Consider the following 14,532-nt stretch of genomic DNA (forward strand, 5'->3'; position numbering starts at 1 on the left):
GAAGGCGAACATACCGTTACCGTACACAATTAATTCAACTCATTCGAAAATGACGGAAACGGTCTTTTTTCCGCGGTTCAGCGCAGGAACCGCCGGAAGCGACGAAGCGCAAAAATGAAGAGCGCCGAGCCGATGGCGAGCAGGGCGAGCAATTGCGGCCACACCACATCCAGTCCCGCGCCTCTGAAGAGTACCGATTGCGCCAGAATGACGAAATGGGTGTTGGGCGCCAGAAGCATGATGTACTGGATCGCATCCGGCATGCTTTCGCGCGGCGTCATGGCGCCGGAGAGCACCTGCAACGGCAGCAGGAACAGGATCAGCAACATGCCGAATTGCGGCATCGAGCCGGCCACCGTCGCCAGAAAAATGCCCATCGACGTCATGGCGAACAATTGCAGGGCGGTGCCGAGCAGGAAGAGCAGGAGCGAACCTTCGATTGGAACGGCCAGCAGCCCCCTGACGACGACGAACAGGGAAAAGGCCGAGGCCACCAGCACGACGAGCCCCATGGACCAGACCTTGCTGAGCATGATTTCCAGCGGTGTCACCGGCATGACCAGCAGATGCTCGACCGTGCCATGCTCGCGCTCGCGAATGAGCGCGGCACCCGTCAGCACGATCGACAGCATGGTGATGGCGGTGATGATGTTGTTGATCGAGCCGAACCAGGATTTGTCCAGCTCCGGATTGAAACGCGAGCGCAGGGTCAGGTCCACCGGCACCGAGGTCGCGCCGCGATAGCGGTTGATATATTCTTGGATTTCGCTCGTCACGATGGTCTGCACATAACCGCCGCCGCTGAAGGCCTGGCTCATGCGGGTCGCGTCGATATTGAGCTGGATGGCGGGCTGCTGCCCGGCCATCAGCCGGCGCTGGAAATCCGGGGGAATGTTGAGCGCGAACGTATCAAGGCCGGCATCCATGCGCTTGTCCATCTCGGCAATGGAAATCTGCTTCGGCGGCGCAAAATAGGGCGGGTAAAAAGCCGTGCTGATGCGACTGGAAAGCGGCGACTGATCCTCGTCGACAATGGCGATGGCGGCATTGTTGAGCGTTTCCGGCAGCGCGCTGGAGCCAGTGTAGATCTGCAGCGTGAAGGCGTAGATGATGAGGACCAGCAACATGCCGTCGCGCGCAAGCCCGCGCAGTTCCTTGATGCCGAGCTGGAAGATGTTGGACGAAAACAACCTCATGATGCCTGCTTCCTCAAAAGTGCGGCACCGGCGATGAGGAGCAGCGGAACGGCGATGAGAAGCGGCAGGAAGGAGCCGGAAAGCCCGGCGAAATCCAGCCCCTTGGAAAAGGTCCCGCGGGAAATCGTCATGAAATAGGTGGCGGGATAGATGTTTCCGATAACGGCCCCCGCGCCCTGCAACGACGAGACGGGATCGATCATGCCCGAATATTGCGTCGCCGGAATGAGCGTCAGCAAGGCGGTGCCGAAGATCGCCGCGATCTGGCTCTTCATGAAGGATGACATCACGAGGCCGATGGATGTAGCGATGATGACAAAGAGCAGCGCTCCCGTCGCGTAAGCAAGATAACTGCCGGTGAACGGCACCCGGAAGATGAAGATCGCGAATGCCGTCAACAGCAGGAAATTGAGCATGCCGAGGGCGACATAAGGAAGCTGCTTGCCAATCAGGAACTCCAGCCGCGTGGTCGGCGTCACGTAAAGATTGACGATGGAGCCGAGTTCCTTTTCTCGGACGACGCTGAGCGCGGCCAGCATGGCAGGAATGAGCATCAGCAACAGCGGGATGACCGCCGGCACCATCGCGACAAGGCTTTTGACATCGGGATTGTAACGATAGCGCGTCTCGATGCTGAAGCTGCTCTGCGTCGCGGCGCTGCCGTAGATCTCAGCCGCCTTGCGCGCCAGCCATGTCTGGTGCATGCCCTGCACGTAACCGCGCACGGTCTCGGCCCGCTGCGGCATGGCACCATCGATCCAGGCGCCGACTTCGACCGTCTTGCCGCGCAGCACATCGCGACCGAAACCGGGGGGAATTTCAATGGCGAGGCTCAGTTCGCCATCGCGCATGCGCCGGTCCATATCGGCATAATCGCGGATCGGTTCTTTCTCGATAAAATAACGGGAACCGGTTATGTCGAGCACATAATCGCGACTGATGGTGGAATCGTCACGATCCAGCACCGCGAAGGTCAGATCCTCGACATCGAGATTGATGCCGTATCCGATCACGAACATCAGGATGACACTGCCAAGCACCGCCAGCGTGCCGCGAATGGGATCACGCTGCAACTCCAGCGCCTCGCGGCGCGTATAGCTGAACATGCGCCGGACATCGAAGAACCGTTTGCGGGCGGGCGCGGCGTGCTGTGCCGCCGGCACGTTTGCCGTTGCGGCAGGCGCCTCCGCCGGCCCTGATTTCGTCAGGCCGGATGCATCTTCGAGATAGGCAACAAAGGCCTCCTCCAGCGTTGCGGCATTCTGGCTCCTGGTGATCGCATCTGGCGTATCGCTGATCAGCACCTTGCCGGCATGCATCAGCGAAATCCGGTCGCAGCGCTCCGCCTCATTCATGAAATGGGTGGAGATGAAGATGGTAACATTGTCGTTGCGGGAGAGATCGGCGAGAATCTGCCAGAATCCATCGCGCGCCACCGGATCGACACCGGAGGTCGGTTCGTCAAGGATGAGAATATCCGGCGAATGGATCATCGCCACCGCCAGCGACAGTCTTTGCCGGATGCCGAGCGGCAGGTCGTCCGGCAGCGTCTCCATGACCGCGCCGAGATCGAAACGCTCCGCCATCTCGGCGATCCGCGGCTGGATTTTCTCTTCCGGCAGCTTGAACAGCCGCGCGTGAAGATCAAGGTTCTGGCGCACCGTCAGCTCGGAATAGAGCGAGAAAGCCTGGCTCATGTAACCGACCCGGTGGCGGATGGCCATGTCGCTCGCATCCACCTTGTGGCCGAAGAGCTTCGCCTCGCCTTCGCTGGCGGCCAGAAGCCCGGTCAGCATCTTCATGGTGGTGGATTTTCCGCAGCCGTTCGAGCCGAGAAAGCCGAAAATCTCGCCACGCGGAATCTTGAAACTGACATTGTCGACGGCGGTGAAATCGCCGAAGCGCATGCTGAGATGCGACGCTTCGATGGCATAGTCGCTCTCGCCGGTCACCTTGCGCGGCGCGATATGCACCTCCCGGTAGCCCTTGCGCTTTTCTTCCGGCAGAAGAGCGATGAAGGCTGCATCGAGATTGGCTGCCGAGGTGCGCTCCAGCAGTTCGGCGGGCGAGCCGGTGGCAAGGATTTTGCCGCCATCCATGGCGACCAGCCAGTCGAAACCGGCGGCCTCTTCCATATAGGCCGTCGCGACGATGACGCTCATGCCGGGGCGACCGGCGCGGATGGAATCGATCAGCTCCCAGAATTGCCGGCGCGACAGCGGGTCCACACCGGTCGTCGGCTCATCGAGAATGAGCAGGTCCGGATCGTGAATCAGCGCGCAGCAGAGCCCGAGCTTCTGCTTCATGCCGCCGGAAAGCTTCATGGCCGGGCGGTCGGCGAAAGGTTCGAGACCTGTGCTCTTCAGCAATTCGGCGATACGCGCCCGCCGCTCTCTGCCGCCCTGCCCGAACAGCCTGCCGAAAAAGTCGATATTCTCGAAGACGGACAAGGTGGGATAAAGGTTCTTGCCAAGCCCCTGTGGCATGTAGGCGATGCGCGGGCATGTACCCTCACGGTGGCGCGCATCGGACATATCGCCGCCGAGAACTTCCACCCTGCCCTTCTGGATGGCGCGGGCGCCGGAGATCAGCGACAGCAGGCTGGATTTGCCGACGCCATCCGGGCCGATAAGCCCGATCATTCGCCCCGAGGGAATATCAACCGATATGTCGGCCAAAGCCACCGTGCTGCCAAATGACAGCCGCACGTCGGCCAAGCGCGCGACCGGCGCGTTCTGATCGTTTCCGGTGCTCGTCGCAGAAGGCGTGACCATGGCGGCCACCGTCACTTCACAAGATTACGGTCGAGATTTTCCGGCCAGACGGCCTCGGGATCAAGCCGAACATAGGCCATGCCCGGCAGACCGGTTTTGACATATTGAATATATTTCTGCAGCAGTTCCTGCGGGATCTGCGCCCGCACCCGGAAGGTGAGCTTCTGGCGCTCTTCCTCGGTTTCGACCGTCTTGGGCGTAAACTGCGCGACATCCGCCACGAAGGAGACCTTGGCCGGAATGGTATATTGCGGCGCGGCATCGAGTATCAGGCGGACATCGGACCCCATGGATGTGCGGCCGGCCTCGGCCGTCGGCAGGAAGAACGTCATGTAGACATCGCCGAGATCAACGAGGTTCAGAACCCGTCCGCCGGCAGAGAGCACCTCTCCAGGCTGGGCGATGCGATATTGCACCCGGCCATCGCGCGGCGATTTCAGCGTCGCATCGGCAATATCCGTTTCGATGCTTTCGATATCGGCCTGCGCGGCATCGACCGCCGCTTCGGCATCGACGATCTGCGCCCGGGCGGCATTGATTGCGGCATCCGAGGCGGCGAGCGAGGCTTCGGCGGAAGCGAGCGTCGCGCGGGCGGATTGTTCGGCCGCTTCGCTGTCATCGACAATCTGCTGCGATACGACATTGCCGGTCAGCAGCTGTTTCGAGCGCGTATAGGTCTTGGAGGCGGAATCAAGCTGGGCCTTGCGCTGCTCCACCACTGCGAGAGCGGATGTTTTCTCCGCCTCCCGCTGCGCGACGAGGCTGTTGGCGGTATCGATCGCTATTTTCGCGCGGCGAAGCTGTGCCTGCGCCTGACGCCTCTTGGCTTCCAGCTGGGCGGTGTCCATCTGCGCAAGCACCTGCCCGGCCTTCACGAAATCGCCTTCGCGCACCATGATGTCCTGAAGACGGCCGGCGGTCTTCGTGGAAATATCGATCTCGACCGCCTCGATCCGGCCGTTGCTGGCCGCGAAACCGGCGGGCAACCCCTCTGCCGTGAACTTCGACCAGGCGAAATAAGCGGCAATGGCAAGCACCAAAACCACCAGACCAATGAGCAAGCCTTTTCTGGACATCCGTCTTCCCCATGAACCCTTCGAGTTTCAACCGTAATACGATGAAACCGAAGAAGCCAGCCACCTTTACGTTCATAATTCGCACCTGATATTTCCCCTGTCCGAGGGAGAAAGACCGGTTGCCGGGGCTGTTTAGGTGAGGGTGCGGCTTGCGGCTTTGACACACGTCAATTGGACGAAGAACTAAAACCCTTTCGTCATGCTCGGGCCTGTCCCGAGCATCTGCCAGCCATCAGTTTTTTTTGCAATGTGATTGGATCCTCGGGACGAGCCCGAGGATGACGTTAAATCTATAGCGGAAGGCCAACCGGCGAACGCCACACGGGTGCCGTGCGCCAGCCTGCCATCAACGCAGCCCCTGCGTTCTTACACCGCCCGCGCCCGCTTCACCTCGGCTTGTGTCCACTCCGGCAACCAGTCGCGATGGGCCACGAGAAGGTCGTCCACCAGCGACCATATCTGGTCGAGGTCCAGTTCCGCCGCCGTGTGTGGGTCCATCATCGCCGCGTGGAAGATGTGCTCGCGATTTTCGGTGATCAGCGCCCGCACCGTCAGCTCCTGCACATTGATGTTGGTGCGCATCAGGGCGGTGAGCTGCGGTGGCAATTCGCCGATGAAGGTGGGCTGCACGCCATTATGGTCGACAAGGCACGGCACTTCCGCCGCGCAATCCGATGGCAGCGAGGTGATGCAGCCATTGTTGCGCTGGTTGCCGTAGATGACGGAGGGTTCGCCGGTCCAGACCGAATTGATGATGGAGGAGGCATATTCCTTGGACGGCTTGACCTCGATCTTGTCAGCGGAACGATAGGCAGCCGCCTGTCCCTTCCAGCGCTCGATCTGTTCAATGCAACGCTTGGGATATTCATCGAGCGGGATGCCGAATTTCTCGATCAGGTCTTCGCGCCCTTCCTTGATGAAATAGGGCGTATATTCGGCGAAATGTTCCGAGCTTTCGGTGACGAAATAACCGAGCCGCGTCAGCATCTCGTAACGCACCTTGTTGGGGCAGCGCGGGTTCCAGCCGGGTTTTGGCGCACGGCCTTCGCGGTAGCCGCGCACGAGATCGGGATAAAGGTTCCTGTAGCTGCCGTCGGGCTGGCGGTGTTCGAACTCCAGAAAAAACGCCATGTGGTTGATGCCCGCCGAACGATAGCGGATTTCCTCGTAGGGAATATCGAGATCGTGGGCGAGTTCCATGGCCGTGCCCTGCACGGAATGGCAAAGGCCCACCTGCCGGATCGTCGGGTATTTCTCGGCTATCGCCCAGGTGTTGATCGCCATGGGGTTCACATATTGCAGCATGATGGCGTTGGGGCAGACGGCCAGCATGTCCTCGCAAATCTTCCACAGGTGCGGAACGGTGCGAAGGCCGCGCATGATGCCGCCTACGCCGAGCGTATCGGCAATGGTCTGGCGCAGGCCATATTTGCGCGGCACCTCGAAATCGGTGACCGTGCAGGGCTCATAACCGCCGATCTGGAAGGCGACGACGACGAAATCGGCACCGGCAAGGGCCTTCTTCTGGTCGGTATAGGTCTCGGCCTTCGCCTTAGCCCCCAGTGTCGAAATCAGTTTGTTGACGACGACGGCGCTTTCTTCCAGCCTTTCGCGGTTGATGTCCATCAACGCAATCGTGGCACCGGACAGGGCCGGACGCTGCAGCACGTCGCCGATGATGTTCTTCATGAAAACAGTGGAGCCTGCGCCGATAAATGTGATCTTGGGATCTCTTGCCATGTCTACCTCCGGTATTGGGAATTCAAGCGATTTCGAAGGCGGCTCGTACAAGCCGCTGAGTATATTCTGTTTTCGGGTTGGTCAGCACATCCTCGACGGGCCCTTCCTCGACGATCCTGCCGCCTTGCATGACGATGACGCGGTGGCAGAGCGCGCGCACCACTTTCAGGTCGTGCGAGATGAACAGGTAGCTCAGGCCGCGCTCATCCTGCAGCTTGCGCAGGAGATCAATGATCTGTGCCTGTACGGAAAGATCGAGCGCCGAGGTTGGCTCGTCGAGCAGGATAAACTCCGGCTCCAGCGCCACGGCGCGCGCAATGGCGATGCGCTGGCGCTGGCCGCCTGAGAATTCGTGCGGGAACCGCGAGAGGATATTGCCGGGCATGCCCGCCGCCTCCAGCGCATCACGCACCCGGTCCAGCCTTTCGGCTTTTGTTTTGCCAAGCCCGTTGATGGTGAGGCCTTCCTCGATGATCTGGCCGATGGTCATGCGTGGGTTGAGCGAGGCGAAGGGGTCCTGAAAGACGATCTGCATGCGCGAACGCAAGGGTCGCATTTCGGCGCGGGAACGGCCATCGACTCTCTCGCCATCAAAGATCACCTCGCCGCCCACCGGCTCGTTCAGCCGCAACAGCGATTGGCCGAAGGTGGTCTTGCCGGAACCGGATTCACCGACGAGCCCCAGCGTCTCGTGTCGCCTCAGCGTCAGGCCGAGGCTGTCGACGGCGATCAGCTCTTTCAGTTCCGGTTTGAACAGCCCGCCGTAACGCATCATGAAGGACACGCGCACGCCGCTTGCCGTCAGCAACACGCCGGAATTTTCCGGTAGCGGCTTTGCCGTGCCATGCGGTTCGGAGCCGAGCAGCCTTTTCGTATAGGGGTGCTGCGGCGCTTCGAAGAGCTTTTCCGTGGTATTGTGCTCACGCATCTCGCCATGCTGCATGACATAGACGTAATCGGAAAACTGCTTCACGATCGTCAGGTCATGGGTGATGAGAACCACGGCCATACCGCGTTTCTTCTGCAGGTCGCGGATGAGATTGAGGATTTGCGCCTGCACCGTCACATCGAGCGCGGTGGTGGGTTCGTCGGCAATCAGCACGTCCGGATCGTTGGAGAGCGCCATGGCGATCATGACGCGTTGGCGCTGGCCGCCGGAAAGCTGGTGCGGATATTGCTTCAGCCGCGCTTCCGGTTCCGGTATCTGCACCTGCCGAAGAAGATCGAGCGCCCTCGCCTCGGCCTCTTTCCGGCTGAGTTTCGAATGAACGCGGATCGCCTCGACGATCTGGCTGCCGATCGTATAGATCGGGTTCAGCGAACTCATCGGCTCCTGAAAGATCATCGAGATGCGGTTACCGCGCAGCGCCCGGCGCTGGCGGCTCGAAAACTTCAATATGTCATCGCCGTTAAACCGCACGGTCGCGGATTTCGAGACGGAAGCCCGCTTCGTCAGAAGGCCCATCACCGTGCGGGCCGTGACCGATTTTCCCGAACCGGATTCGCCGACGATAGCAATCGTCTCGCCACGATAGAGCTGGAAGGAAATATCCTTCACCGCCTCCACCGTGCCGTGTTCCACCTTGAAGGTCACGGCAATGTTGCGGGCATCGATGATGGCGTTATCCTGACGGTCATCGGCATCGAAGCGGATGGCGGGGGCGTAGGCGTTGTTCTGGGCAGCTACCATTTTACGCTCCTCTCAATAGGGATCGACGGCATCGCGCAGGCCATCGCCCAGCGCGTTGAAGGCGAAAACGGTGACCAGCACAAAACCGACCGGTGCGAGAATCCATGGATAGGAACCGATGACGGAATAGGTCGCGGTATCCTGCAGCATCAGCCCCCAGGAGATAAGCGGCGGCTTCACCGCAAAGCCGAGGAAACCGAGGAAGGATTCGAGCAGCACGACGCTTGGAATATGCAGGGTGACGGCAACGATCACATGGCTCATCACATTCGGCAGGATGTGCTGGAAGATGATGCGGCGGTCGGTGGCGCCGACGGCAATGGCCGCCCGTACATAATCAATACGCGCCAGTGCCAGCGTCTTGCCGCGCACCTCGCGCGACATCTGCGCCCAGCCGAGCGCCGACATGACACCCACGACGAAGACGAGGAACACAGTGGTTGGCGCGGTGACCGGGATGAGAGACGTTAGCGCGAGATAAAGCGGCAATTGCGGGAAAGCCAGAACCACTTCCACGAAACGCTGCACCCATGCATCCAGCGGCCCGCCGAAATAACCTGATATCAGGCCGACACTGGTGCCGATGACGGTAACGATGGCGACGACGCTGAGCGCAATGGCAAGCGAGATGCGCGAGCCATAGATGGCGCGCGACAGCACGTCGCGTCCGAATTTATCGGTGCCGAGAAAATGCACCGGCTGGCCATCCGTCGAGCCGAAGAAATGCCGGCTCATCGGAATGAGACCCAAAAGCCTGTATTCCGCGCCTTTGACGAAGAAGCCGAGATAGACGGGATTGTCGTAATCCGGCCCGACGATGGGCTGGAAGGTGACCGGGTCAAGCTCGTCCGTCTCCGCAATGGCGTAGACACGCGGTGCGATGCTGATATTGCCGTCCTTGTCGGTGAAGCGAACCACCTGCGGCGGCGAAAAGCTGCCATGGGTTTCGAGCGGGTTCATCGGCGCGAAGAAATCCGCAAAGACGGCAATCAGGATCAGCAGGACCACCAGCACCAGCCCGACCATGCCGGTAAAGGAGCGTCTGAGACGCCGCCAGACCAGTGCCAGATAAGTCTCGTTGCCATGGGCGGAGCGGTCGGGTTTTGCGGTGGCGGCGGTTTCGGTTTTCATCTCGTCAAACGCCATCATCTCAGGCCCTCCCGAATTCGCGAACGCGTGGGTCAAGCATGGCGAGCAGCATGTCGGCGATGATGTTGCCGACGATCAGCGTTGCGGCCAGCACCATCATGAAGGTCGCGGTGACATAGACGTCACCCACCGCCATGGAGCCGACGATGGCCGGGCCGACGGTCGGCAGTGCGAAGATGATGGCGGTCTCGATCTCGCCGCTCAGCATGTAGGGCAATACGACACCCTGATACATGACCAGCGGGTGCACGGCATTCGGTACCGCATGGCGCATGATGACAGCGCCTTCCGAAAGCCCCTTGGCGCGCGCCGTCTCGACATATTGTGCATTCAGCGTGTCGAGCAGATTGCCGCGCATCACCCGCATATTGTAGGCAAGGCCACCGAAGACGGCGATGGCGACCACCGGCCAGACATGGCTGACGAGATCGACGAATTTGCCCCATGACCAGGGCGCTCCGCCATATTGCGGCGAGAAGAAGCTGCCGATCTCCGACACGTCGAAATGAAACACCATGAGATAAACGAGGATCAGCGCCATCAGGAAACGCGGGATGGTCATGCCGAGGAAGGCGATGGTGGAGAGCAGGTTATCCACCCAGGAATATTGCCGTGTCGCCGCCCATATGCCGAAGGCAATGCCGAGCACGGACGCAAAGATGTGGCAGACCAGCGCCAGCGCAATGGTGCGCGGCAGGCGTTCGCCAACCACATCGGCGACCGGCTTGTTGTAATAGAAGCTGTAGCCGAAATCTCCGCGGGTGATGATGCCGCCGATCCAGTTGAAATATTGCACCACAAGCGGCTTATCGAGGCCGTGTTCGATACGGTAGGCCTGCGCCTGCGCTTCCGCCTGTTCGAAGGACGCGCCGCCCTGGTTCATCAGCTGTGAGCGGATGTAGTCGGCATAATCGCCGGGCGGCGCCTGGATGATGGCGAAGGTCACCACGCTCAGGATCAAAAGCACCGGAATGGCGGATGCTACGCGTATCGTCAGAAATCTCAGCATCGAACGGTCTTTCCTCGGTTTGGATGGGCCGTGTGTCTCCGGCCGCGCTTCACGCGCGACCGGTACCGGGTGTGCTCCGGGAGGAGTTCTTCAAGTTTCGCATTTTCCGGACGGAAAACCGCTACGCACTTTTACTGGAATGCCTAGTTGATCGGCCCGCCCTCACCCGGCTTGCCGGGCAGCTGCTCAGGGAAAAGTTCGTATTTGCCCTGCTTGTCGGCCGCCACCCACAGGCGTTCGCGGATGATGGAATCTTCGGCCCAGTTGAACATGAAGATCGGCGTACCCTGCGGCACGTTGGAGAACCGCTTGTTGACGATGAGCGCGCCCGGATATTCGGTGAGGCCGATCGTATAGAGGTTCTGCGTATAGACCTTCTGATATTGCTTCATCAGCTCGGCCCGTTCGGCGTTGTCCTGCGAGGAAATGAATTTCCGCACCAGATCGGCCATCTCCTTCTCGAACGGCATCAGATCCAGCTCCTTGCCTTCGGGCGAGCGATGGTTCCAGCTGGTGCGCGGGCCGACAGGAGCAAGCTGCTCGGTATTCTGCACCACGGAGGAAAGCTCGGTGGAGTTGCGCCGCACCAGCCAGTCGAACTGCCCGCCATAATGGGCGGCATCGCGCTGGTTGGAATCGAGACTGTTGATGACGACGCGCAGACCGAGTTTCGCCATCTGGCCCACGAGACCTTCCGCAAGGCTCTTGTCCGTCGCGTAACCGTTATTGACGAGAAGGGTAATCTCGACATTGCGGCCGCCTAACGTCTCCTTGGGGAAGTTCAGGAAACCATCGCCATCGGTGTCCTTCAGGCCGATCGAGGCGAGTGCCGCCTTGGCGCCCTCGAAGTTGAAGGGGTAGTACACCGTGGAGGCGCGATCATAAAAGCTGGTGCCTGATGAAATACCGCCCGGATAGATCGTCGTGAAAGGTCCCTTCACCAGCGAGTCACCGATCGCCTTGCGATCGAGAGCAGAGGTGACGGCCTGACGGAACACCTCGTTGCGGTTCAGCTCACGGATTGCCTGTCCGCGCTCGTCCGGATTGCCCCAGCCATTGGCGGAGAAATTCATCTGCAGATTATAACCGATGAGGCGCGGCCCGAAGGCAAGGCGGGCTGGCGCATTGGGATCAGCAGCGCGTTTCAGCGAGGCAACGAAGTTCTCCGGCTGTTCGAGGTTGGAGAAATCACCCGATCCCGCCACGGCCTGCACATCGCGGTCCGCCCAGGTGGAGAGCTTGTAGTGGACTTCGTTCAAGTAGGGTAGCTGCTGGCCCTTTTCATCCACCTTCCAGTAATAAGGGTTACGACGCAGAACAATGAGATCGTCGGGCCGGTAGGACACCGGCACCCATGCACCCATGACCGGCATGTTCATATATTCCGGCGGGAAAGCGTTCTTGAACTGGTTATAGGTGTTCTTGGAATATTTCGGATGCTGCGGCTTCAAGATATGCGACGGCCCGGGGCAGAAGCTCGGATAGGCCATGGTGTAGAGATATTGCTTGGGGAAAGCGGCCTTGAAGGTCCATTCGACGGTATAATCATCGACCTTTTTAAGCGTCGTTCCTTCACCGAAAGCCTCAGGCGACGCACCGCCGCCGAGCGGCGACACATTGGGATCGATGACCGCATCTTCCCAATAGAACATCACGTCATCGGCGTTAAAGGCTTCGCCGTCCGACCACTTGGCGCCCTTGACCAGATGCATCGTCAGCTTGTGGCCATCTTCAGACCATTCCCAGCTTTTGGCCAGGTTGGGCAGCGGTTCGGTATCCTTGGCATCCACCTGGAAGAGCGGTGCGGTGCGCGTCAGGCACTCCGAAAGCGCAATATCGATGCCGCCCCAGCCCTGGCTCTGGCCGGCAATATAGTTCCAGCCCTCGGGCCGGCCGCCCACGACATGGCGCATCGTGTCACCGTAAACACCCATACCGTCGGGCATATTACCCGTCTTGTAGACCAGCGGTTCTTCCGGAAGTCGCTCTTTCAAGGGCGGCAGCTTGCCCGCCTTCTCGAATTTTTCGGTGATCCAGTCGGGTTCGCTGTAGCTCGGCAGCGCCTTGAATTCGAGGATCGAGTCGCGCGCCACATAGTTGATCTTGCCTTCGGCCGGAAATTGCGGCGGCTCCGGCGGCGTGGTGGTCTCGAAGGCATGCGCATTGAGTGCGATCATCGAAACACTGAGCCCCAGTGCCGAGATGATACCGATCTTGCGTTGAACTAACATCGTTTTTCCTCCCAAATGGCAGCTCTTCGACCGCCCACCCTCTGTGATCGTTCTAACCGGACGGCGAACTCCCTTCCGCCGCCGGCCTGTTTCCATGCTTTTCCTCAGACAGCCTTTTTCAGCGCCGATTTTTCGGCCCGCAACTCTTCGATGGAACGAACATTGCGGCGCGCAGCCCCTGCCCAGTCACGCGTCTTGACGGTGGATTTCGCCAGCCTTTCCTTCGCCGCCGGCACGGCATCGGCATATTGCGGCAGCCAGCGTGCCTGCGCGACGACCATTTCGTCCACCATCTGCCAGACCTCTTCCGGCGTCGCGACGGCGCCTACCAGCGGATCATGCAGCACCGCGAGCTTCAGGAGATCGATATCGCCGCTGACCGCCGCGTGCACCGACATGCGCTGCACGTTGATGGAGGCCATGCAGGTGGCCGCGCAGGCTTCCGGCAGCGTGATGCCGGAGACCATGTTGATGCCGAAACGGTCGACGAAACCGGGTGACTCGATGATGGCATCGGCCGGCAGGTTGCTGATGACGCCGTTGTTCTTGACATTGAAATGGCCGCGATAGACGCGTCCTGTCTCCAGCGCCTCGAGAATATGGCTCGCATGTTCGTTGGAGCGCTTGGCCGGATCGATCGGCTTCGCTGCGGACGCCAGAAACTGTGGGAATTCGGTTTCGAACCAGTTGCGCGTTTCCGTGGAGTGACGCAGGTAACCGCCGGTTTCGCCGTGGATCCAGTCGGACATGTCGATCCAGCGGGCGATCTCGTCAGGCCGCTTGCGATACCACGGCAGATATTCGGAGAGGTGACCGTTGCTCTCGGTCGAATAGACACCGAAGCGCTTCAGCACGTCGATGCGCAGCTTTTCCTGCTGTGAAAAGACCGGATGCGCCTCGAAGGCGGCAACCAGCTCATCTTTTCCGATCTTTCGGCCGTTGAGCCTGAGGTCGATGAACCATGTCTGGTGGTTGATGCCGGAGCAGATGTAATCCAGCTCGGACAGCGATTTCGCGCCGAGGATTTCAGCGATCTGTTCCGCGCCATGCTGCACGCCGTGGCAGAGACCGACCGTATCCACCTTGCCATATTCGATGGCCGCCCAGGTGTTCATGGCCATCGGGTTGGCATAGTTCAGGAACTTCGCACCCGGTGTCGCAACCTCGCGGATATCCCTGCAGAAATCCAGAATGACCGGAATGTTGCGCTGGCCATAGAGAATGCCGCCGGCGCAGATCGTATCGCCCACGCACTGGTCGATGCCATATTTCAGCGGAATGCGGATATCGTCGGCATAAGCTTCCAGACCGCCAACCCGCACGCAGCTGATGATATATTTCGCGCCCTCAAGTGCCCGGCGGCGGTCAGTATCGGCCGTCACCTTCACCGGTAAACCATTGGCCTCAACGATCTTTTCGAGGATAGCCTTGATCATATCGAGATTGTGCTGGCTGATATCCGTCAGTGCGACTTCGATGTCGCGAAACTCCGGCACGCACAGGAGATCGGTGAACAGTTTTTTCGTGAAACCGACGCTGCCTGCGCCAATAATAGCGATTTTGAAACTCATAACGCCACCTCTGTTGCAAATCGAACGGGTGAAACGGGCCGAAGGATCGTAAAATGGCGCTGCAGAAAAATACCCGTAAGAATCCCGTAAAACCGG

9 protein-coding genes are annotated in these 14,532 nt (G+C 60.0%); all 9 read right to left on the reverse strand.

Features of this window, described 5'->3' with window-relative positions:
* Positions 1 to 77: 77 nt before the first annotated feature.
* Entirely contained in the window at positions 78 to 1,196 is a 1,119-nt protein-coding gene (locus QD336_RS14865; RefSeq protein WP_499171191.1) for an ABC transporter permease, read from the reverse strand.
* Positions 1,193 to 3,970, reverse strand: a complete 2,778-nt coding sequence (gene rbbA / locus QD336_RS14870) for a ribosome-associated ATPase/putative transporter RbbA (protein WP_499171192.1) — start codon at positions 3,968 to 3,970, stop codon at positions 1,193 to 1,195. The genes QD336_RS14865 and rbbA overlap by 4 nt, the downstream gene beginning before the upstream one ends.
* Positions 3,971 to 3,981: 11 nt before the next feature.
* Complete coding sequence (locus tag QD336_RS14875) at positions 3,982 to 5,046, reverse strand: HlyD family secretion protein (RefSeq protein ID WP_499171193.1); 1,065 nt, start codon at positions 5,044 to 5,046, stop codon at positions 3,982 to 3,984.
* Positions 5,047 to 5,412: 366 nt separating this feature from the next.
* Complete coding sequence (locus QD336_RS14880; RefSeq protein WP_499171194.1) at positions 5,413 to 6,786, reverse strand: alpha-glucosidase/alpha-galactosidase; 1,374 nt, start codon at positions 6,784 to 6,786, stop codon at positions 5,413 to 5,415.
* 22 nt (positions 6,787 to 6,808) lie between these two features.
* Complete coding sequence (locus QD336_RS14885) at positions 6,809 to 8,476, reverse strand: ABC transporter ATP-binding protein (RefSeq protein ID WP_499171195.1); 1,668 nt, start codon at positions 8,474 to 8,476, stop codon at positions 6,809 to 6,811.
* Positions 8,477 to 8,488: 12 nt separating this feature from the next.
* Positions 8,489 to 9,625 (reverse strand): ABC transporter permease, encoded by a 1,137-nt coding sequence (locus tag QD336_RS14890; RefSeq protein WP_499171196.1) that lies wholly within the window; start codon positions 9,623 to 9,625, stop codon positions 8,489 to 8,491.
* 1 nt (position 9,626) lies between these two features.
* Entirely contained in the window at positions 9,627 to 10,634 is a 1,008-nt protein-coding gene (locus QD336_RS14895) for an ABC transporter permease (protein WP_112766410.1), read from the reverse strand.
* Between the two features lie 143 nt (positions 10,635 to 10,777).
* On the reverse strand, positions 10,778 to 12,865 hold the full coding sequence (locus QD336_RS14900) for an ABC transporter substrate-binding protein (protein ID WP_499171197.1): 2,088 nt from the start codon (positions 12,863 to 12,865) through the stop codon (positions 10,778 to 10,780).
* Between the two features lie 104 nt (positions 12,866 to 12,969).
* Positions 12,970 to 14,436 carry an alpha-glucosidase/alpha-galactosidase gene (locus tag QD336_RS14905; protein WP_499171198.1) on the reverse strand — a complete coding sequence of 489 codons (1,467 nt, stop codon included), beginning with the start codon at positions 14,434 to 14,436 and terminating at the stop codon, positions 12,970 to 12,972.
* Between the last annotated feature and the right edge of the window lie 96 nt (positions 14,437 to 14,532).

It is taken from the genome of Rhizobium sp. BR 250 (genome assembly GCF_047445855.1).
Classification (GTDB): domain Bacteria; phylum Pseudomonadota; class Alphaproteobacteria; order Rhizobiales; family Rhizobiaceae; genus Agrobacterium; species Agrobacterium tumefaciens_I.